This window comes from Chryseobacterium sp. FP211-J200 (assembly GCF_001643375.1).
In the GTDB taxonomy this organism is placed as follows: Bacteria; Bacteroidota; Bacteroidia; order Flavobacteriales; family Weeksellaceae; genus Epilithonimonas; species Epilithonimonas ginsengisoli.
Window position 1 is genome coordinate 38,381 of record NZ_LSHB01000067.1, and the last position, 22,486, is coordinate 60,866.

Annotated in this window: 14 protein-coding genes; 2 read left to right on the top strand and 12 right to left on the bottom strand. The window is 37.5% G+C overall.

Annotated features, from left to right (window positions below; genetic code table 11):
* Positions 1-11 precede the first annotated feature (11 nt).
* A complete protein-coding gene (locus AXA65_RS17615) occupies positions 12-1,223 on the bottom strand; it encodes a DUF5103 domain-containing protein (RefSeq protein WP_063971366.1) in 1,212 nt (403 codons plus the stop codon).
* 45 nt (positions 1,224-1,268) lie between these two features.
* Between AXA65_RS17615 and AXA65_RS17620 the strand changes: the two genes are divergently transcribed.
* Together AXA65_RS17620 and AXA65_RS17625 are read left to right on the top strand one after the other, a co-directional pair.
* Complete coding sequence (locus AXA65_RS17620) at positions 1,269-1,907, top strand: MBL fold metallo-hydrolase (protein ID WP_063971367.1); 639 nt, start codon at positions 1,269-1,271, stop codon at positions 1,905-1,907.
* An 8-nt stretch (positions 1,908-1,915) separates the two neighbouring features.
* Positions 1,916-2,671, top strand: a complete 756-nt coding sequence (locus AXA65_RS17625) for a hypothetical protein (protein ID WP_228391709.1) — start codon at positions 1,916-1,918, stop codon at positions 2,669-2,671.
* A 48-nt stretch (positions 2,672-2,719) separates the two neighbouring features.
* Here AXA65_RS17625 and pckA read toward each other — a convergent pair whose 3' ends face one another.
* From pckA to nusA, 11 genes are all read right to left on the bottom strand, one after another.
* Positions 2,720-4,333 carry a phosphoenolpyruvate carboxykinase (ATP) gene (gene pckA / locus AXA65_RS17630; RefSeq protein ID WP_063971369.1) on the bottom strand — a complete coding sequence of 538 codons (1,614 nt, stop codon included), beginning with the start codon at positions 4,331-4,333 and terminating at the stop codon, positions 2,720-2,722.
* A 118-nt stretch (positions 4,334-4,451) separates the two neighbouring features.
* The gene (locus AXA65_RS17635) at positions 4,452-5,354 is read right to left on the bottom strand and encodes a GYDIA family GHMP kinase (RefSeq protein WP_063971370.1); all 903 of its coding nucleotides are present in this window, start codon (positions 5,352-5,354) and stop codon (positions 4,452-4,454) included.
* Between the two features lie 11 nt (positions 5,355-5,365).
* Positions 5,366-6,241 carry an ACP S-malonyltransferase gene (fabD, locus tag AXA65_RS17640; protein WP_063971371.1) on the bottom strand — a complete coding sequence of 292 codons (876 nt, stop codon included), beginning with the start codon at positions 6,239-6,241 and terminating at the stop codon, positions 5,366-5,368.
* A gap of 62 nt (positions 6,242-6,303) precedes the next feature.
* Entirely contained in the window at positions 6,304-8,316 is a 2,013-nt protein-coding gene (locus AXA65_RS17645; RefSeq protein WP_063971372.1) for a LysM peptidoglycan-binding domain-containing protein, read from the bottom strand.
* 37 nt (positions 8,317-8,353) lie between these two features.
* Positions 8,354-9,928 (bottom strand): bacillithiol biosynthesis cysteine-adding enzyme BshC, encoded by a 1,575-nt coding sequence (bshC, locus tag AXA65_RS17650; protein ID WP_063971373.1) that lies wholly within the window; start codon positions 9,926-9,928, stop codon positions 8,354-8,356.
* A gap of 260 nt (positions 9,929-10,188) precedes the next feature.
* Positions 10,189-12,111, bottom strand: a complete 1,923-nt coding sequence (locus AXA65_RS17655) for a putative porin (RefSeq protein ID WP_063971374.1) — start codon at positions 12,109-12,111, stop codon at positions 10,189-10,191.
* A gap of 88 nt (positions 12,112-12,199) precedes the next feature.
* The gene (locus tag AXA65_RS17660; RefSeq protein WP_063971375.1) at positions 12,200-13,516 is read right to left on the bottom strand and encodes a T9SS type A sorting domain-containing protein; all 1,317 of its coding nucleotides are present in this window, start codon (positions 13,514-13,516) and stop codon (positions 12,200-12,202) included.
* A gap of 53 nt (positions 13,517-13,569) precedes the next feature.
* Positions 13,570-15,039, bottom strand: coding sequence for a RagB/SusD family nutrient uptake outer membrane protein (locus AXA65_RS17665; RefSeq protein ID WP_063971376.1), 1,470 nt, complete (start codon positions 15,037-15,039; stop codon positions 13,570-13,572).
* Positions 15,040-15,056: 17 nt separating this feature from the next.
* On the bottom strand, positions 15,057-17,921 hold the full coding sequence (locus AXA65_RS17670; RefSeq protein ID WP_063971377.1) for a SusC/RagA family TonB-linked outer membrane protein: 2,865 nt from the start codon (positions 17,919-17,921) through the stop codon (positions 15,057-15,059).
* A 296-nt stretch (positions 17,922-18,217) separates the two neighbouring features.
* Positions 18,218-21,091: a translation initiation factor IF-2 gene (gene infB / locus AXA65_RS17675; RefSeq protein WP_063971378.1), complete on the bottom strand. Its 2,874-nt coding sequence runs from the start codon at positions 21,089-21,091 to the stop codon at positions 18,218-18,220.
* A 108-nt stretch (positions 21,092-21,199) separates the two neighbouring features.
* A complete protein-coding gene (gene nusA / locus AXA65_RS17680) occupies positions 21,200-22,435 on the bottom strand; it encodes a transcription termination factor NusA (RefSeq protein ID WP_034963312.1) in 1,236 nt (411 codons plus the stop codon).
* Between the last annotated feature and the right edge of the window lie 51 nt (positions 22,436-22,486).

Consider the following 22,486-nt stretch of genomic DNA (forward strand, 5'->3'; position numbering starts at 1 on the left):
GAATCAAAAAATTATCTAACCGGCGTTCGGAATTCACCATAACCAATAAGTCCGTCGAAGTTTCTACCAAATGGCGTGTAATATAAAAAGGCTTGATAGAGGTTTTCTGTCTGCCAGAAGTTTCCGTTGACCTCTCCATAATTCAGTTTACCATCTGCACCTTTTGTGGCAATAATGTAACTGTAAAAACCTTGTTTTAAATAGATCTTTGCCAAATACTTTTGTGACTTCTCGTCATATTGCATTTGACTTTTTGCGTCAGCTTTGTAATCGTTGAACAATCCAAGAACATAGAATTCCTTATCCGATTTCTGACTGTCAAGTGCAAAATATACCCAAGAATAATCGCCTTCTCTGTCCGCATCTCTCTCAATTCCAAGGTCATTCCTTCTGAAATAGAATGCACCATTCACATCTGGCTGATATTGGTAATCGCCGGGATAAGCCCAAACCGGATGAAGATAGGTATAATTTTTTCCATCGATATTTTCCGTATTGGCCACCATATCCAAAGCCTGATTCATGACTTTGTTATCGAAATAATAGAACTCATTATTCCCTGGAAAAGCTAAACCTAACTGCTGAAACAAAAGTTGATTGCCTAATGTAGAACTTGGCCGGATATTGTTGAGCGCAATTCCCCAATTGTTATTCTGAATGACACTTAATGATAAAGAAGACAGATTATTGGTAATTCCCGCACCATTTCCAGTAGCTTGAATTTCAACTCTTTGTTTGGCATTTGGATTTTTAGCATCGATGAATCTTGTGACATTGATCCCAAGGTTCGCTCCATCTTCATAGATTGAAAATCTCTTTTTGAACAAAGGCTTTTCCTGAGAATCCTTATAAACGATGATGTCGTAATTCCCTGAGATTTTCGGTTGGATCTTCTCGTTCGGGAAAGTCAATTCGTAATGCGTGTATTTTTGGTAAGTATTGAAGGAATATTGGAATTGGTCGATTAGGGCATTCATACTTCCGTTCGCATATTCTGTGAAGAAAAGGCCGTCCTCTTCCCAATTTCTATTGTAATGTTTGTAAGTATAACGGTAGATCTGGCTGGAGTTTGAAAGGTCATCGAATCTCAAGATCAACTGTTGACCTTGCGCAATGAAAGGCGTTTCGTCATTGGTCTTTGGATTGAAAATCTGAACGCTTTTGATTTCCTGCGCAAAAGAAAATGCACTTAAAAAAATAATAAATAGTCTAAATACCTTCATCTTGCTAAGTTAATGTTTTATATTTTTACAGATAAATTAAATCAAATGTTACACGTAGAATCTTTCACTTTCAATCCGTTTTCCGAAAATACGTACCTCATTTATAACGATGAAAAGGAGGCTTTTCTTATCGATCCAGGAAATATGCCAGATGCAGAGACCAAAGTTTTAGCTGATTTTATCAAATCCAAAGAACTTAAAATCAGAAATATACTTCTGACACACGCACACATCGATCACATTATCGGTTTGCAATGGGCTTATGATGAGTTTCAAGTTCCGGTTTTGGTTCATCTCAATGAAATTGAAATTCTTGAACAAGCACCTTTCACAGCAAAGAAATATGGTTTCTTTTTTCCAGCTTTCACAGGTGAGATCAAAAATATAAAAGAAGGAGAAGAATTGAAATTAGGTTCCGATACATTCCAGATTTTCGATGTTCCTGGACATTCGCCGGGAAGTGTTGCTTTTTATAATAATGAGAACGAATTTGTGATTTCCGGAGATGCCCTTTTTATGATGAGCATTGGCAGAACAGATCTTTACAAAGGCGATTATGACCAATTGATCACGAGTATTAAAACCAAGTTACTGACGCTTCCAGAATCAACCAAAGTTTTCAGCGGACACGGAGAATCGACGACGATCGGTTTTGAAAAAGCACACAATTCATTTTTGAACTAATTATTTAAATGATGAAATACAAAATCCTGATTCTTCTTTTATTGATTTTCAATCTTTCGTTTGCTCAAAATGATTTGGACAAAACGGAAATTGAGAACATTCAAAAACTGATCAACTTATTTAAAACTAAAAACGTCGACGGAATTTCGAAAATAATTACCTATCCGTTGAATAGAGAATATCCAATTCCATCAGTCAAAAATGAAGTTGATCTGAAGAAAAGATTCAACCAGATCTTTGATAAAAAAATCATCGGTATCATTTCAAATTCAAAGATCGATCAATGGTCAGAAGTCGGCTGGCGCGGAATCATGCTCGACAGAGGTGATGTTTGGATAGAATCGGATGGCAGGATCAAGGCTTTAAACTATCAAAGTGATTTGGAGATCGCTCAAAAAAACAGACTGATCAATCATGATAAAAATAAACTACATTCATCGTTAAAAACTTTCAAATCACCAACTTACAAGATTCAAACAAAAAGTTATCTGATCAGGATTGATGAATTGGCGAACGGAAAATACCGTTACGCTTCCTGGAAAATCGGAAAATCCGAAGCTTCAAAACCTGACCTTATCTTAGCAAATGGAGAACTGAAATTCGATGGAAGCGGTGGCAATCACACCATCACTTTTACAAAAGGTGAATATAATTATAATGTTTACAGAGGCATCATTGGGGAAAGAGATGCGGCAGAAATATCATTGACCGTTGAACAAAATGGTAAAATAATCTTACAACAAGATGGCCAATTATTAGAATAAAAGAACGCTTCCAAGTTGGAAGCGTTCTTTTTAACAATTATTTCTATTTTAATGTTGATGAACTTCTGACAGCACAGGTCCTGATGGAATCAATGCTTTTGCTTCATCGTTATCTGCAAACTGTTCAAAATACTTGATATATCGCGCAGCAAGATCTTTCGCTTTTTTCTCCCAATCGGAGTTATTCTCGTAAGTATCTCTTGGATCCAAAATATGTTCAGAAACATTTGGAAGAGAAGTTGGGAATTCCAAATTCATAATTGGAACGTGATCCGTTTTTGCTTTATCAATGCTTCCATCAATGATCGCATCGATGATCGCTCTCGTATCTTTCAGAGAAATTCTTTTGCCAGTTCCGTTCCAGCCTGTGTTTACCAAATAAGCTTTTGCATTATGCTCTTTCATTTTCCCAATCAAAGTTTTGGAATACATGGTTGGATGAAGTGTTAAAAATGCCTCGCCGAAAGCCGGAGAAAAGGATGGCGTTGGTTCTGTAATCCCACGCTCTGTTCCTGCTAATTTTGATGTATAACCACAAAGGAAATGATACTGTGCCTGGCATTCTGTCAAAATAGAAACCGGAGGCAAAACCCCAAAAGCATCGGCCGACAAGTAAATGATCTTGCTAGCGTGTCCAGCTTTGGATGGTAAAACTATTTTGCTGATGTGATAAATGGGATAAGAAACCCTTGTATTTTCTGTAATCGATCCATCAGTATAATCTACGTTTCCGTCTTCGTCTGTGATTACATTTTCCAAAAGTGCATCTCTTCTGATCGCACCGAAAATATCGGGTTCTTTTTCTTTGCTAAGGTCGATCACTTTTGCATAACAGCCACCTTCATAATTGAAAACGCCATTGTTATCCCAGCCATGTTCGTCGTCACCGATGAGATATCGTTTCGGATCGGCAGAAAGCGTCGTCTTGCCAGTTCCGGAAAGTCCGAAGAAAACAGCAACATCGCCTTTCGCACCAACGTTTGCAGAACAATGCATAGAAGCCATTCCTTTCAATGGAAGGTAGTAATTCATGATAGAAAACATCCCTTTTTTCATTTCTCCGCCATACCAAGTTCCGCCGATGATCTGCATCTTTTTCGTAAGGTCGAACATTACAAAAACCTCAGAATTAAGTCCTTGTTTTTCCCAATTTGGATTCACAGAATCAGAAGAATTGATGACCACAAAATCTGGCTCTCCATAATTTTGAAGGTCATAATGAGAAGGGCGAATGAACATATTCATCACAAAATGCGCTTGCCAAGCCACTTTGGTTACGAATCGCACTTTCAGCCGGGTGTCTTCGTTCGATCCGCAATATGTATCAATGACGTAAATGCTTTCATCGGAAAGATCGTTGGTGACAATATCTTTCAGTTCGTCAAAAACTTCTACGGAAGTTGGGCGGTTGATCGTTCCATCCCACCAGATCGTATCTTTTGTGATGTTGTCATTGACGATATATCTGTCTTTAGGTGATCTACCTGTAAAAATCCCTGTTTTTACGGCAACTGCGCCAGATTTTGTCAGCACTCCTTTGGCAAAACCAGAATTTTTCGGGTGCATTTCTGCCTGGAAAATTTCTTCGTAAGTTGGATTGTGGAAGATTTCTTTGGGATTGAAAATGCCTTGACGTTCAAGATAAGATTTTAGCTTTTCCATTTTTAATTTTTTTTGAAGATTAAAGGTGTTGGGACAAATGTAAAAATATCAGCGAACTATGAAAGTTTTTATTAACTGATTTTCATCAGTTTAAATTTTATTCATAATTAATTAACAATCAATTAATTAAATCATCCCAAGAAAATATTTTACCGAAACCGTGCGTTTTAAAATAGGCTTTATAATCTCCAAATTTTGACGCAAGAACGAAATCTCCGCCCCAAGCACCCAAACTTTTGACAAAGCCGGGATAGTTTTGGAAATATTTTTCTTTCACGGCAGGAGTTCCAAGAAAAATAGCAAGTTTTTGCTCGTGAATGGTCATCAATTGTGAAAATTCTTCCAAATTCTGACTATTGAGGACCAGTTTGGTTAATTCAGAATATTCATTGATTAATTCTGTTGAAGTTGCCTTTGACTTGTAATGAGAAATCCCCTCTCGTGTGTCTTGTTTTTGATTGAGGTGGATGAAGATCAAGTCATCTTTAAAGCTTGGATCAAAGTTCACTTTCTCATAAACCCTTTCTGGAAAACGACTGTAAAGAACTGCGGACTTTTCCTTTGCCACAGCCACATCATAACCACTGCCGCCGAGACTTATTTCATTAAGGACAAAAGGATCGATCTCTGCCCATTCGCCGAGATTGCTCATCAAAGTGGAACTACTGCCCAATCCGAAATCCGAAGGAAACTGGAGATTGGTTTTAAGATGATAAGAATTGTTTGTTTTAAATTTGATCTCAGAAAGTTCCTGAACATTTTTCAAAACATTTAGAATAAACTCGGATGCTTTTTGATCATTGGTTTTAATGATAGTCCAAGTTTTATAATCAATAATGGTTTCCAGCCACAATTGGTCTTGATGATAAGCATTCCAATAGATCAGTGACCTCTCATCATCACTCTCGTCAAAAAAAAACTCTTGTCCTAGCTTTGTGGGAACAGTCAGGACAAGAGCACCATCAACAGCAACATATTCTGAGGTCAGCATCAGCTTTCCGGGTGAAAATATTCTGTTCATTAATTAAATTTTTAGATTGCAGACGCAACGGAAACTTCAGAATTGATCTTCTTGATCAAACCTTGAAGCGTTTTTCCAGGACCAACTTCCACGAAGTTATCTGCGCCGTCTTTAATCATATTCTGTACACTTTGTGTCCATTTTACAGGACCGGTCAATTGTGCGATCAGATTTTTTTTGATCTCTTCCGGATCAGAAACTGCAGTCGTCGTAATGTTCTGGTAAACCGGAATCGTTGCATTTCTGAATTTCGTATTCTCAATGGCTGCTGCCAATCTTTCTTGTGCAGGCATCATCAAAGGTGAATGGAAAGCGCCATTTACAGGCAAGATCAATGCTCTTTTTGCGCCAGCTGCTTTCAAAGCTTCACAAGCTTTTTCTACAGAAGTGGTCTCACCAGAAATCACCAATTGGCCAGGACAGTTGTAATTTGCAGGAACCACGATTCCTTCTATTCCTGCGCAGATATCCTCCACTTTGGAATCTTCAAGACCAAGAATTGCGGCCATAGAACTTGGATTGATGTCGCAAGCCATCTGCATGGCCTGAGCTCTTTCGTAAACCAACTTCAGTCCATCTTCGAAAGACAAAACACCGTTGGCAACCAGAGCGGAAAATTCTCCCAAAGAATGTCCTGCCACCATTTGAGCGCCTAGTCCGTTTGCAACTTTCACTGCCGCTACAGAGTGCAAGAAAATAGCCGGTTGAGTTACGCTGGTTTTTTTAAGGTCTTCGTCTGTCCCGTTGAACATAATTGAAACAAGGTCAAAACCAAGGATCTCATTGGCGGAATCCATCAAGTCTTTCACATCTTTTCGGGAATCGTACAATTCTTTCCCCATTCCTACATACTGCGAACCCTGACCAGGAAATACAAGTGCTTTCATATTTTATATAAATGATAATTGATGAATGATAGTTGACCGATTCATCGTTATTTTAAATTTAATTATTGCATCAATCTTACAACTCTGTAACCATTGTTGATGTACGCACCATTTGGTTTCGCTTTTACAAATTCGAATTTTGTAGCGAGTTGAGTCTGTGATTTTCCAATTTGTTTGAAGATCTCTCCTTTTTTGTTTTCTCTAGTCAGCATGTCATTCATCACATCAAAACCGATCACGGCATATTTGGATGGTGCTTTGCAATATTTCGCCTTGTAATCTGCAAGAACTTGCTTTTCGAAATCGCCATCGTAATTGATCTTTCTGTCCATCAGATAAACCAAACTGGATTTTGAAAGGTCATCTACATTCTTTTCAAAACTTGGACTGTAGAACATACTGAATGCTTTGAAACCTTCTGTCTGTTTTCCTAGTGCAATGATCTTGGAGGCAAATGCAGTTCCAGCAGAGTCATTGTCGTCTGCTAAAATCGCAATCACTGGAACAGATTGTCCCGTCATCATGTTGTTCTCCAACTGGATCTCGTTTGATGAATTGACGATCACAATATTTGCTTTCGCTAAAGATTTTTCCAAACCAGCTTTGATCGCATTGGCGTTCGCTTTGGAATTATCTGCAACGATATATATTTTCTGGTCTTGATAAACCTGAGAAACTTCTTTCACGATCCTGTCCGAATAAACAGTGTTTTCTGTCTCAACGATGATCAGATTATTGTAATCGAAAAGATCAGAAGAGTTGGCAAAAGGCGCCACTACCGGAATATTTTTTTGTTTTACATAATTAAGGACCTCCAAAATACTCGATTTGAAAAATGGCCCCACGATAAGATCCGTATTATCTTGATTGATCTGAGAAAGACTGTTTTTAAAAGTGACTTCGTTTCCTGCATCAACCACTTTGATATCCAGTTTCTGTCCTGATTTCGCATTTCTTTCCGCCGCTAATTTTGCTCCGGTCAAGAAATCCATAGACATTGTTCTGTATTTTGCGTCATTCGCATCAAATCCGAAAGGCAACATCAAGACCACGCTCAAAACATCACCCGCTTTTTTGGAATACATCGGATCTTGTTTCTTGATCTTCAAGGTCATTCCCGCTTTTAATCCGTCAACTAAATTTGGATTTAGGGAAATCAACTGATCCAATGTCACGTTGAAATGGTTCATAATACTGAACATCGTATCACCACTTTGAACCGTGTAGGTCACATAATCGTCCTCTGACGTGGAAGTATTTCCTGAGGCAGAAGAAGTTGCACTTGGAGCAGAAGTTTGCGTTGTGGTAACAGTTTTTGTAGCTGGAGCCGAAGTCGAATTATTTTGAGAATTGTCTTCAACATTTATAGTATTGGATTCTGACCCAGAAACTCTAATCGATTCTCCAGGTTTCAGTCCTGCAGCTTCCAAGCCAGGATTCAGCGCAAACAATTGCTTCTGTGTCAGGTTGAATTGTCTTGAGATTTTATAATAATTGTCCTTTGTCTGGACAACATACATTCCTTTTGCAGGTTCAGAAGCAACAGACTCTGTTTTCGTAACCGTTTTAACTTCTGGTGTTTTTTCTACAACAGTGGTAGTTTGTGCAACAGCTGAAGAAGATGAATCACCATATTTCAGGATACTATCCAAAGGCAGATTGACCTTGTCGCCGATCTTCAAGTGAGAATCCAATTCTGGGTTCAACTTTCTGAGATCAGCTTCTGAGATCTTATATTGTTTTGTGATGCCGTAAACCGTTTGTTTTGGCTGCAAAGTGATCGTTCCTGTTTTACCAGAAACGGTTCCAGAAGTTACTGGAGTAGCCTTTACTGGCGTTACGGTTGGTGTTACGGTTTTTGTTGAGCTTCCTGTTTTAGCAACTATCAAGACATCACCGATCTTTAAACCGCCATCTTTTTTGGACGGGTTCAGTTTGTACAATTCATCGATGGACAAACCGTACTGTTTGGAAATCCCGTAAGGCGTTTCCTTTGGCGCAACGGTGTGCGTTTTCTGTGCTGAAAGACCTAAAAAGGCAGCTACTGCGGATAAAATGAAAATTTTGTTTATCATTCTTTTTTAATAATGATACAAAAATAATGCTTTCAGATTAAATGGGCGAAATTATTAATTCGGATTTTTGAACATTCATTTTTTGGTAGCTTTCGTCGATCCATTGTTTGCCAAGATCGGCGTAGAACACGCTGAAATTGAAAACCCGTTCCTGCCAATTTCCGCCTGGGTGGACTTTCAGAAATAAACCTTGCATCTGGTCAAAACGTTCAGACTGCTTTGTTTTTTCGGCTTTCAGAAGGCGTTTCTGCATTCTCTTGAAAGATTTCAGTTGTCGGGTCTCCTCTGCTTCCACAAGGTTGAGGAACGTTTTTTCAGTTTCCGAAGCTTTGTTTTTAAGTTCTGAAAACGAACCTATCAATTGAAGCTCTTTTTCTGTCAGAAGTAATTTGATATCGTTGTTCTCAAGAATTTTCTGGTTCAATACTTCGGCAAAATTTTCGAAGAAGTTTTCAATTTCCAAACCTGAATTTTCAATTTTCTTAAACGTTTTTTCTGCAAGGAAAAGCATGGAATTTCTTGGGATCAAAATCGGAAAAGGAAGATCGATGGATTTGAAATGATCTTTCAACTCGATCCAGTACATGATCTCAGCATTTCCACCGACATAAGCTAAATTTGGTAAAACCGATTCCTGATAAGCCGGACGCAGAACTGCATTTGGACTAAATTTCTCAGGATGCTTTTCCAGTTCATTTAGGATTTCTTCTTGCGTAAATTTCAAATTTGTGTCAAGAATTTGAAATTCATAATTGATCTTCTCGATTCGGTTTCTGGTTTCTGAAAGATAAAATAAATTGATCTCTCTTGGGTTGACCTGAACTTTGTGATATTCTTTTTCCAGAAATTCTCTCTGCGTTTTTGTGGTTTCGAAGAGTTGGTTTGATAACAATTCTTTCTTGAAAATATCTTTGACCTGAGATTTCAATTCAGTTGAATTTCCATCGATTGTCAATAATCCATAATCAGCAAACAGTTGATTCACCAAATATCGGATGGCTTGTGTGTGGGAATTTCCTTTTTTGTAGGCGTTTTTGATCCACAGAATCAATTCGGTTCCATAGAGATGATCTTTGAATTCTTTCTCGAATTCCTGAATGAAATATTGATCATCTATTTTGATATTTCCAACGTCGCCACCAGAATTGCCTTTGATCTCGTAATAATGTTCGCGCGTTTTGAAATGGTCGATCTCTTCGAAATCGTGATCTTCTGTGGCCATCCAAAATATGGGAACGAAGTGGTGATCCGGGAAATTTGATTTTAGAAATTCTGCGGTTTTGATGGTCTGCAAAATCTTATAAATAAAGAAAACCGGTCCTGTGAAAAGATTGAGCTGATGTCCTGTTGTGATCGTGAATGTATTGCTTTCCTTGAGTGAGAAAAGAAATTCCAACTGTTTGGGTGACAGTTGCGATTCTTGATTTTGTGAAAAGATGGTATTATAAAGAACTTTCCTTTTCTCATCTGAAAATGATTTTTGTTTGTCAGCAATCTGAATTTTGAAGTTCTCCAGATCAAAAATTTTGTTCTGAAATCCGTCCAGCTTTTTTCCTAGAAAATCCTTGATGAGTTTTGGAATGCTGTTTATATTTTCGAAATCAATCGTCATTTTGGTTGGTGGTTGTTTACTTGAAGATATTAAACGCAAAGCGCGCAAAGTTTTTTTTAAATTACTAATTGTTTTTAAGACTCGCAAAGACGTAAAACTCATCAAAGAAAACAATGTTTATTATGTTGTAGTTGCAGCCCGACTTGAACGGAGCTCTTTTTTGTAATTGCGATGGTTGAAAATGATATTTTGATGGCCTCACGTGTTCGCAATAACAAAAAAAGCGGGAGTGGAAGGCGGAAATAGCTGCCATAATTAAATTAATGGAAAAGATACCAGACAACGCCTAAATTGAGCCTGAAATCGTAGATCGGATAATTGGGCGACGTGAAGGATTTGTTCTGCATAAAGGTTTGATTGATGTGCTGACCTTCTATGTAGAAAAACATACGCTTGACCCTCATATTAAAATACACATCAGCAATCGGTTGTCCGCCAATCGAATACGAATTGGTTCCCGGTAAAATATAATCGTTTACAATCGGCGAATATTCTCGGGAATCGAATTTGGTGAAGTAATACAACTTGACCCCAACTTGTACTTCAGCAGCTTTTTTGAAGGCCGGCGCTTGGTAAAACAAGTTGATCCTTCCAATAAAATCCGGCATTGGCAAAAGGTCTTGGCTACTCAATGCTTTTTGGAACAGTACTTTTCCATTCAGATTGAACTTACCATATTTAACTGTGCTTTCACCACCAATTTGAGAAATATTAAGTGATGAAGAACTCTGTTGCGGTTTCGAAAGGTTATCGAAATAGGTATAATTATCGATCTTGAAGAAATCTACAAACACCTTCGTGTCAAACCATTTGGCCAATCTTACCGTTCCTCCAAGTTGGGTAACAACCTCGTTGTTAGGACTTTGAAGATAATAATTATGTTCTACGTAATGTGACGAATTTACCAGATAATTGAAACTCGGATAAGCCGACTGGAAATTGACGCGGCCTTCCACCAAATAATCTTTGATCGGTTCGAACACCAAAAGGTTTGTGGTCTTGATATAATCGCCAAATTCTGAACCTTTGGATATCTCCAGGAAAGATTTGAGTTGGATCTTGTCTAATAATTTAATTTGCAAATTACCGACTGCGCCAATTCTTTGTTCTTTGAAATAACCTGGAATATTGAGGATCGGATAAGCGTTTTTGTTTCCAAACACCAAATATTGATGGCGGAAACCAGCATCCAATTTGAACTTCTCGTTGTCCCAAACCAAACTAAATGTATTGCTTAGATTATTGGAAAACTTTTTACTTCCCAATGGAAAACCATCGATGCTTTCGGAATTGAAGAAATCTGTATTGGCAGCTGATTCGGTGAAATAATACTTGTTACCTTGGTGGTAAATCGTATGTCTTAGTTTGAAAGGATATTTTGCAGGATCAAAAGGTGAAAACTCTTGGCTAAAGTAATATCTTCTGTAAGAATAGCGAGATTCTACACCTTCTAGATTGGTTTCGATATTCTGCCTGTTGTTGAATCTGGAATCTCCACTTAGGAAAACGTCCATATCAGCAATCCCACCATTTTCCTGGTTATCAACATTCTGATGAATGTAATGTGCGTAAGCTTCATACTTTCCGTTTGGAGAATTGTAATGACCGCTGAAAATCGTGTTGTTGCTAGAAGCCAAACTGTTTCTATAAAGACCTTGAGACCTAAGTCCCATGTATTCTAATGCAAAGTTGAAATTTTTGCCGACATTCTGCGTGTAAGTTGTCTGAAGTTGACCCCCATTTCTCATTGCATTGTTGTAGAAAAATGTTGTTGTTGGTGTTTTGACATCGTAATAATTGATGTCATTCTCGCCTTTGATGTAAAAGGATTTGTTTTCTGGGAGCAGCGTTAAGTTCTGTTCCGCATTTTTCTCATAGACCAAATTTTGAAATCCAGAGCCGATATTGGCCGATGGGATCTTTCCGAAATTATCCTTTTTGTTGTATTGTGTGGCAATATAAGACCTCTCGATTGAAAAAGTGGTATCATAGATCTTCTTATCAGAAAATCTGGTTTTGACCAAATAATCATTGATCGTCGGCTTATAGATCTCCATAGAATCCTTCTCTCCGGAATCTACTTTGAGTGTATCTGAAGATGGCTTGTTGGAATCTGTTTTGTTGACCTGTTGTCCGTTTACAAGAACACTAAAAACGAATGACAGTAATAATAAATATTTCATCGAGGAAATTTGGGTACAAAAATACTAATAATACTGAAATAAAAAATCCCGCAAATTGCGGGATTGAATATTATAAAAATAATTGAAATTATTTTTTGATGAATTTGGTAATTTGACTTTTACCATCTACTGTAGTAACTTTTACAGCATATACACCCACTTTTAAAGATGACAAGTCTAATTTTTTAGAATCTGCCCCAAAAGTTTTTATAAGTCTTCCGTTCATATCCAAAATCTCAACAGCCTTTACATTAAGAACTGTAGAGATGTTTAAATCACCATAAGTTGGGTTTGGAGCAATTGATAGGCCTTTAACAGCACTAGCTTCAGAAGTAGCCAATGATATAGGAGTTAATTTATTCACACCTTGCCCTGCACTAGAAAAAGAACCACCATAAATAGCAGTTGTACTTGTTGCTGCGATAGATGTAATACCAATATCAGTGTTACTGTTATTGATTTCAATCCAATTAGATCCTCCGTCAAAACTTATCGACGAGCCTCTACCATAAGTAGTACTAGCTCCACCACATAACAAAGTTTGGTCTGTAGTAGGCACATAAGCAATAGAAGTTGGATATAAAGTACCTGTTTGAATGTCAACAGGTTCAAAGTTAACTCCAGCATCAGCTGTTTTGTAAAGAATACCGAAACTACTTACAATCCAGGCTGTGCTTGCATCTTTTAAGGCTATATATCCAAACTCTCCTTCCCCTCCAAAATCACTTAATGGAGTTCCAAGAGTTTCAAGCCAAGTTGCCCCTTTATCATTTGATCTAAAAATACGACCTTGATTTGATCCATACCAAATACTATTACCAGCAACTGCTTCATTATGAACATAAGCATATTCACCAGCAGCGGCAGTAGCACCACTAACAGCTGTCCAAGTTGTTCCTCCATTCGTAGTTGTGTAAACTTCCAATTTACCATTTATTGGATCACCAGCAGCTACTCCTGTATTCAAATCCCAAAAGTGTATTGTATTTGGGAAAGATGTAGCACTATTAAATAAAGCTGTTGTTTGCTTCGTCCAGTTAGCTCCACCGTTAGTTGTTTTCCACACACCGCCGGTACCGGTATTTGGAAAAGCGATAACCCAGGCCGTATTCCCATCACCAGCAGCTATATCAGATATAGACACTGTAGTAGGAACACCAGTCATAGTTCCTCCCGTCCAAGTATTACCTCCGTCACCTGTCTTTGTGAAGACCCTGTAATCTGCTGCTGCTGGTGTACCATCTGCACCAAAGCCCCAAACAACATTTTCACCCTTCGCATCAAGAACGTTTGGATAAGTACTTGCATTGGGAAAGTTACTGCTTTTAGCAACCCATGAAGGCGTTGTTTGTGCATTTGCGTATAAGGCAAAAACAGAAATTGCAATTGTAAAAATTTTTTTCATTACTATAAAATTTAAAGATTAATATTCAAATATAATTATTTTTATTTATAATACTAGTACCCAGGAGCTTGCGAAATATTAGGATTATTTTGCATTTCATTAAAAGGTATTGGCCATATAAACCTCTTATCACCAACAGGAATAGTTGCCAAAGGATTACCATCTGATCCTGTTTGATATTTTACGATAGACTTATTATTTCTTTTAAGGTCAGTAAATCTTGTTCCCTCGAGAAAAAATTCAAAACCTTTTTGTCTTAGTATCTCATCTAAAACTGCAGTACCCGTAAAAGTTTTGTTATAATCAGTATCTCTATATCCAATTACCCAAGTTTTGAGTGTCTGAAATGCTGCTGTAGGATCCGTGTGATACTGAGCTTCTGCTTTTATAAATATTGCCTCTGTTTTTCTCAACTGTATCACATCCCTAAAACCACTGTTGTACTTTTTAACATTTATTGGTGCTGGCAAATCAGGATACGTCGTTGCATTATTTTGATACCATGCTGTATTCTTTATGCGAATATCCGAAGCAGTAGCTTGATTGGGCACAGCTGGATTTTTCATAAATGAATTAAAGAACGGTTGTGCCATAAAATTTTGTTTATAGTTTCCAGCTGTTCCCCAATACGTAGTAAGAGAGTTAGTTCCGCCTGGATTGGTATAATCTATTTGAAAAAGCACTTCTGTGTTATTTTCACCTGTCAGTAAAAATAATGATGCAAAACCACTTCCGGTACTTAGTGGAGCTCCTAAGTCAATAACTGCTTGGGCATATTGCTGTGCTTTGTTGTAATCTTTTTTAAATAGATATGCTCTTGCTAACAATAAGTTGATAGCATTTGAATTAAAAGATTTGTTATCCGCATAGATGGCCGATGTCTGATCACTCGTGAATGTCGCTAATGAAGATTCTAAATCAGCAATCACATTGTTGATTACTGTTTCAACACTTGCCCTAGGTAATTTAGCTTCTATATCATAAGTAGTTGGGTACGGAACACCCAAACTTTGATCACCTTCTCCATAATTAGGTGAAAAGAGTCCTAGTAATGCTAAATAGTTGTAAGCACGGACCACTTTAGCATGTGCAAATAAAGTATTAGACTTTACGATTCCTTCTTCCCCATCTGGAATTTTGCCCTCATAAGACAACATAAGATTTGCGTTTGCAATTGTATTATAAAATGCACCCCAGATACCGCCACTCGCACCTCCATCCACGATGAGATGGTTGAAAGCATTTGTTGAAACATAATACCCTGAGTTTCTAATACTTACAAAACCAATATCCCCTGTTAATTCTTGATAGGTAAAATAGTCCCCCCCAAAACCATTGATATTAGATAATGAAGCGTAAAGACCTCTTACGGAATTCTGTAAATCTTCGTTTGTTTTAATTGTATTATTATCTAAAGGAATATATGTCGCTGGATAATAATCTTCCTGCAAATAACTATCTGAGCAAGAAGTAATGGATAAGACTGCAGCGATAGCACCCGAAATAAATATATTGTTTTTCATTTTTTAAAGTTTAATAATTAAAAGTCTATTACAGCCCCAAACATTATCTGTCTCATAATAGGCTGTGTCTGATCATAGATCCCAGATCCACCGACATAATTACCGACTGTATTACTATTTGATTCTGGATCAAATGGAAGATCTTTATCAAATGTGAAAGTCAATAAATTGATTCCTCTGACATAGAAATAAACACTATTAATTTCTTTTACTTTAAGATCATCCTTATTTAATCTAAATCCTAATTCTGCACTTTTTAATTTTATATAATCCCCTTTGTAAAGATATCTTGTGGAATGGTACTTGTTAACAGTATTACCAGGTCTATACTGTGGACGATCTGCTCCAGTATTATCAGGGCTCCATGCATTTGAAACATCTTTAACTTGTTTTATTCCGACATCTTGGCCATCAGCATCATAGTATCTTCCCCATAGGTCATAAACAGAGAAATCACCCGCATAAGTCGCTAAGAAGCTAAAGCTTAGTTTTTTATATGTAAAACTATTGGTCAAACCAGCTGTATGTGTAGGAATTGACTTTTCACCTACATAATCTCTATTGATAGTTGCGGATGAGGCCTGCCCGTTACTTACTGTTGTACGGGTTGCATCTGTATACCACAAAGCATCTCCATTACTAGGATCCACACCAATATAACTTGCCAAATACCATTCAGAAGGATCATGTCCTACAGCATATCTTTTAAAATAAGTTTGTTCTAAGGGTCCATTCACACTCAGAACCTTAGCTCTATTATAAGAATAGTTACCATTAATCGCCCAAGTAAAATTATCATTTTTTACAGGATCATATGACAAAGTACTTTCAAAACCTTTACTCTCTGATTTCAACGCATTACCTGTTAACAAACCAAATCCTGTTGAAGGAGCGTTTGGAATATTGTTCGTCAATTGATCACTAATAATATTTTTATAAATATCAAATGACACTCTTAATTTATTATTTGCAAATCCTAAATCAAGACCAATATTACTTTTTTTAGAGGATTCCCACTGCAAATTTGGATTTCCTGGATTATTGATTGTATAACCTCCTGATAGCATGTATGATGATTGGCCTAATGTAGCTCTATTGGTATACATCATATTATTTGTACTACCGACCTCTCCATAACTGGCCCTTACTTTTAACTCATCAAATACAGAGCTTAAATCAATAATATTGTGAAAATTTACGTTGGCTCCTGAAGCCCAAAAATTTCCATATTTTTTGTTGTCTCCAAAGTGTGAATAACCATCTCTTCTAAATGACCCCATCACATTGAAATAATCCCTATAACCATAAGATAATCTTCCAATATAACCTATTAAATGAAACTTCTCTTGATAAGATTGAGTTGCAAAAGGTGTTGTACCCCAAGAAACTACATTTTGCTCATAGTGCCCTGACTTAAAACCAGTTGAGGCTTGATAAGGATACTTAGACCATTTGATTGTTGTTTCCGTACCTGCAGTCGCAGTAAACTTGTGATCATCATTTATCTTGAAGTCGTAGTTAAAGAAATTTGACCAGTTAAGGGTTGTGTATGTATAATTACTTTGTATAGCTAGACCTGTAATTCCATTTGCCGCATTATTACCATCTCCAAAGTCTGGGTTTCTATATTCATTCTCATCGTAATAATTATAGTCAACTCCAACATTTGAAGAAAATCTAAGATGCTTAAGTATGTTATAATTAAAACCAAAAGAAGAAAGTATTTTTGTAAACACTGATTTTCTACTATTTACGTCCTGAATAGCCACGGGGTTAAATCCTGCATTTCCTACGCCTCCATTAATATCTAGATTATAGCTGCCATCAGCATTGTAAATGGAGTTTGTATTAGGTGTGAATCTTGCTGACAAGACTGGATTGGCAAAATAACCGAAATCCAATGGACCATACTGAGTAGCCCTAGAAATCATATTGGAAGAGGAAATTGATATTTTATCATTAACTTTTGCATCAATCTTAATAGTTGCATTCATTCTCTTATATAGAGCATCCCTAATGATACCTTCTTGTTCTGTATTACCAATTGATGCATATCCTTTTATTTTTTCGTTTCCAAAAGAATAATTTAAATTGTATTTTGACGCACCTGTCGCAGATCTTCTTGTTGCATCCTCCCAATCGATATCCCTAGTACCATCCCAACTTTTCAAAAGACCAGAATCTTTATTTAAAACAGTAAAGGTTGCGTCTTCTAAGGATTGCCCATTTGCCATGTATCCTTTTATCAATGCATTAACCTGCTCTTGTGCATTTTGAAATTCATATCTCTCGAATGCTGGTGTTCCAAAACCGTATTCTGCCATCATCGTCAATTTTCCTTTCCCACCTCTACCAGATTTAGTTTTGATTATAATTACACCTGCAGCAGCACGCGAACCATATATAGATGTTGTAGCTCCGTCTTTTAGCACTTCAACACTTTCTATATCTGTAGGATCAATCATAGCCAATGCATTTGAGGTTGTCGCTACACCTGCTTGATCTCCTACAAGGACTGGAACACCATCAACAATGTAAAGAGGTTGATTGTCACCGGTCAAACTGCTAATACCTCTGATAAGAACTTTGGCATTTGACCCGGGCTGTCCGCTGTTAGCAGTTATTACTGTTCCAGAGACCTGACCAGCAATAGCCATATCAACTGACAATGCATTAGGTTTCTCTAATGCCTTTGAGGAAACTATTGAATAAGAACCAACTTTTTGTTCTTGGGTTTCTTTAATACCATATGTACCCAAAACCACTACCTCTTCAATGTCATTCGTTTTAGTAACAGTATCTGCTTTCTTTCTTTGTGCATTTGCTGCAATTCCTAAAAAGAAAATAGCACCTGCACTAAGCACACGTAATTTTACATTCATATTAACACTATTTAATTATAATCTGCAAATATGTTAAAAAATTTTAACACCGCAAAAATTATAGGCAAGTATTATTGTGAATTTGATCACAATTATTATAATACAATAAAAATAAATCAATATATTTTTTATTTAGTTGAAAATATGATTAAATAATATTAACAGTATGGTCATGTCGTCTGACAACCATATTAAAATTATTAATTCTAAATATTTTATTTAGAACTATTACAAATAATAGTTACGGCACAAAAAAACCGCCAAAAAGGCGGTTTCAAGTATAGTATATTATAATCTTATTTCAATTTCTTCTTAACGGCTACTTCTTCATAGACCTCAAGGATATCACCTTCTTCGATATCGTTGTAACCTTTGATGTTAAGTCCACATTCGTAACCTTTGGTCACTTCTTTCACGTCGTCTTTGAAACGTTTCAAACTTTCAAGTTCGCCATCAAATTTCACAATACCATCTCTAAGGAGTCTAATACTAGAATTTCTGGTTACCTTACCGGTAAGAACCATACAACCTGCGATGGATCCAACTTTAGAAATTCTGAATACTTCTCTGATCTCCACGTTACCAATCACTTGTTCCTGGATCTCTGGAGAAAGCATGCCTTCCATCGCTTCCTTCACTTCGTCGATTGCTCGGTAGATGATAGAATATGTTCTGATCTCTACTTCTTCTTTATCTGCAATATCTTTTGCATTCACACTTGCTCTTACGTTGAATCCTATCATAATCGCATCAGACGCTGCCGCTAGCAATACATCAGATTCTGTGATCTGACCAACACCTTTGTGAAGGATATTAACCTGGATCTCTTCAGTAGATAACCTTTGCAATTGATCTGACAATGCTTCAACCGAACCATCCACGTCACCTTTCAAGATAATATTCAATTCCTTAAAGTCACCTAGAGCGATACGACGACCGATCTCATCGAGCGTCAAGTGTTTCTTGGTTCTGATAGACTGCTCTCTTTGAAGCTGTTCTCTCTTATTTGCAATCGTTTTCGCTTCTTTCTCATCAGCAAAAACTCGGAATTTGTCTCCCGCTGTTGGCGCGCCGTCCAAACCTAGAATCGTTACCGGAATTGATGGTCCTGCTGTTTCCATGGCTTTTCCACGTTCGTCTAGCATTGCTTTCACTTTACCGTGGTTTTTACCTGCAAGCACGTAATCTCCCACTTTCAGAGTTCCGTTTTGAACCAACATTGTTGCTACATATCCACGTCCTTTGTCCAAGGCTGCTTCTATTACTACTCCACTTGCCTGTTTGTTTGGATTTGATTTCAATTCCAACATTTCTGCCTGAAGTAATACTTTTTCTAATAACAGATCTACATTGTTACCAAATTTAGCAGAGATCTCTTGTGCCTGTACATTTCCACCCCATTCTTCAACCAAGACATTCATTGCCGAAAGTTGCTCTCTGATCTTATCTGGATTTGCGCCTGCTTTATCTACTTTATTGATCGCAATGATCATTGGAACGCCGGCAGCCTGTGCGTGTGCAATAGCTTCCTTTGTTTGTGGCATTACGTCATCATCCGCTGCAACAACGATGATAGCGATATCCGTGATCTGAGCACCTCTGGCTCTCATCGCGGTAAATGCCTCGTGACCTGGTGTATCCAAGAATGTAATTCTCTGTCCACTTTCCAATTTCACGTTATAAGCACCAATGTGCTGTGTAATACCTCCGGACTCACCAGCGATCACATTTGTTTTTCTAATATAATCCAGCAAAGATGTTTTACCGTGATCCACGTGTCCCATCACAGTAACAACGGCTGCTCTTGGTAATAGATCTTCTGCTAGATCTTCAACATCGTCTGCTGCTGCTTCTTCAACATCAGCATCAGAGAATTCGATTTTGAAACCAAATTCGTCAGCAACCAACAATAATGTATCGGCTTCCAAACGTTGGTTCATCGTCACCATTACTCCTAGAGAGAAACAAGCAGAGATTACCTCTGTCGCACTTACATTCATCAAACTAGCAAGATCGCTAACCGTAATGAATTCAGTTACTTTAAGAGTTCTGTCTTGTGCATCAATTTCCTGCTGGATCTCATCCTGCTCTCTTCTCCAAGACCTTTTGTCTTTTCTATGTTTAGAACCTTTAGATTTCCCACCTTTATTGGTCAGTTTTTCTAAAGTTTCTTTGATTTGATTTTTAACTTGCTCGTCTGTCAGTTCAACTGGCATTGTACGAGCTTGTCCTTGGCCACCTCTGTTGTTTCCTCCTGGACGGTTATTCCCTCCTGGACGATTGTTGTTTCCTCCTGGACGGTTTCCACCTTGTCCTGGCGGGCGATTGCCTTGGTTGTTACCTTGTCCTGCAGGTCTGTTAGCACCACCTTGAGTATTTCCTCCTTGATTGGTATTGGCTTGACCTGGAACATCTTTGGTAATACGCTTCCTTTTCTTTTTGGCAGCGTTATTATTTGAGTTAGAAGATGGTTTTCTATTGAATTGAGTCAAATCGATTTTTTCACCAACGATTTTCGGACCGTCTAATTTTTGGTAAACAGTTTCTATCTTTTGGGAATCCTCAGAATCCGGACCTTGAACGATCTCAACAGGTTTTGCTGCTGGTTGCTCTTCAACTTTAGGTTCTGGTTTTGGCTCTTCTTTGATGACAGGTTTTGGTTCCTCTGCAGGTTTCTCAGTCACTTTTGGTTTCTCAGAAGGCTTTGGTCTTCCTGTATCAATGGTTGAAAGGTCGATCTTATCAAGCACTTTGAACTCTTGCTTTTCCTCTTTTTTCACAACCTCTGGTTGTACTTCTTTTTTCTCTTCTACCACTGATTCAGGAGTAGGAACAACTTCTTCCGCAGGCTTAGCCGTAGGATTCAAGTCGATTTTGCCCAAGATCCTGGTCTCAGGTCTTGCGTTTGATTTGGCTCTTATAACCTCAGGTGCTTTTTCTTCGATCGCTAATTTTTCGTCAGGAACTTTAGAAATAACCACCTCATGAGAAGCTTTTCTCTGTTCTCCATCTTTTCGGAACTCAGCTTCCAATGCAGAAAATGCCTGTTCTTCTAATAGAGCGTTAGGATTACTATCCACCTCGATCCCTTTTCCCTGCAGATATTCCACAGCTCTTGGGATAGAAATGTTAAGTTCTTTAACGGCTTTATTTAATCTTATTTTTGGCATAAATATAAATTTGCTTTTGGCTTTAGCGTTTTAAGCTTTTGCTTTATTTTTTTCTTTTTATTAAAATTTAGTTTTTCAAAAGTATTCAAAAAACTTTACTTCATTTTATTAACCTTCTAATTCTTCTCTTAGAATGTTCTTCACATCTTCGATGGTCTCTTCCTCAAGATCCACGATTTTCAACAATGCGTCGGTATCTTTGTCCAAGACACTTCTTGCAGTGGTAAGCCCAACTTTTTTGAACTCATCGATGATCCAAGCTTCAATCTCATCGGAGAATTCTCTCAACTCAACATCGTCGTCATCAGAAGTTTCTCTGTAAACATCAATTTCATAACCTGTCAACCATGATGCCAACTTGATATTTTGACCTTGTTTACCGATCACTTTAGAGATCTCTTCTACTGGCGTGTAAACCAATGCGTAGTTAGATTCTTCGTTTATTTCAATTTTATTGATGATGATATTTCCTAAAGCTCTCTTCACAAAGATCTCAGGATTTTTTGACCATTGGATCACATCAATATTCTCATTTTTAAGTTCTCTTACAACCCCGTGGATCCTTGAACCTTTCACACCAACACAAGCTCCAACAGGATCAATTCTGTCATCGTAGGCATCAACTGCGATCTTCGCTTTCTCACCAGGAATTCTCACTACTTTTTTAAGGATAATCGTTCCATCCTGGATCTCAGGGATCTCAAGCTCCAATAATTCTTCAAGGAATTTAGGCGCTGTTCTGGAAACGATGATCTGTGGTTTTGAACCTCGGAAGTCTACGCTTTCTACAATTCCTTTCACAGTTTCTCCTTTTTTGAAGAAATCAGAAGGGATTTGATTTTCCTTAGGCAAGATGAATTCGTTATCCTCATCATCCAAAAGAATCACATGTTTGTGACGGATATGGTGAACTTCACCAATGATAATTTCTCCGATTCTGTCTTTGAACTGCTCATACAAAGAAGCGTTAAAATGCTCCTGGATTTTCGTAGCCAAGATCTGCTTCAAAGTTAAGATACTTCTTCTCCCAAGATTTGCAACTTCGATCTCCTGCGTATATTCCTCACCAACTTCGAAAGTTGAATCGATCTTTCTAACCTCAGAGATCTCGATTTCAAGATCATCATCTTCGGACATCTCGTCTTCAACGATAGTTTTGTTCAAGAAAATCTGAAAATCCCCTTTGTCAGGATTCACGATCACATCAAAATGGTCATCAGAGTCATATCTTTTTCTAAGAAGAGTCTTAAGAGAATCTTCGATAATAGCCATTAAGTCTATTTTGCTGATATTCTTTATTTCTTTAAAATCACCAAAGGCTTCTATTAAAGCTAAATTATCCATATCCTATATATAATTGATAAATGACGGTTGATAATTGATCTTTACTGAATC

Coding starts and splice junctions, on each gene's coding strand:
- AXA65_RS17615 (WP_063971366.1), bottom strand. CDS start 1,223: ATGAAGGTATTTAGACTATTTATTATTTTTTTAAGTGCATTTTCTTTT.
- AXA65_RS17620 (WP_063971367.1), top strand. CDS start 1,269: ATGTTACACGTAGAATCTTTCACTTTCAATCCGTTTTCCGAAAATACG.
- AXA65_RS17625 (WP_228391709.1), top strand. CDS start 1,916: ATGATGAAATACAAAATCCTGATTCTTCTTTTATTGATTTTCAATCTT.
- pckA (WP_063971369.1), bottom strand. CDS start 4,333: ATGGAAAAGCTAAAATCTTATCTTGAACGTCAAGGCATTTTCAATCCC.
- AXA65_RS17635 (WP_063971370.1), bottom strand. CDS start 5,354: ATGAACAGAATATTTTCACCCGGAAAGCTGATGCTGACCTCAGAATAT.
- fabD (WP_063971371.1), bottom strand. CDS start 6,241: ATGAAAGCACTTGTATTTCCTGGTCAGGGTTCGCAGTATGTAGGAATG.
- AXA65_RS17645 (WP_063971372.1), bottom strand. CDS start 8,316: ATGATAAACAAAATTTTCATTTTATCCGCAGTAGCTGCCTTTTTAGGT.
- bshC (WP_063971373.1), bottom strand. CDS start 9,928: ATGACGATTGATTTCGAAAATATAAACAGCATTCCAAAACTCATCAAG.
- AXA65_RS17655 (WP_063971374.1), bottom strand. CDS start 12,111: ATGAAATATTTATTATTACTGTCATTCGTTTTTAGTGTTCTTGTAAAC.
- AXA65_RS17660 (WP_063971375.1), bottom strand. CDS start 13,516: ATGAAAAAAATTTTTACAATTGCAATTTCTGTTTTTGCCTTATACGCA.
- AXA65_RS17665 (WP_063971376.1), bottom strand. CDS start 15,039: ATGAAAAACAATATATTTATTTCGGGTGCTATCGCTGCAGTCTTATCC.
- AXA65_RS17670 (WP_063971377.1), bottom strand. CDS start 17,921: ATGAATGTAAAATTACGTGTGCTTAGTGCAGGTGCTATTTTCTTTTTA.
- infB (WP_063971378.1), bottom strand. CDS start 21,091: ATGCCAAAAATAAGATTAAATAAAGCCGTTAAAGAACTTAACATTTCT.
- nusA (WP_034963312.1), bottom strand. CDS start 22,435: ATGGATAATTTAGCTTTAATAGAAGCCTTTGGTGATTTTAAAGAAATA.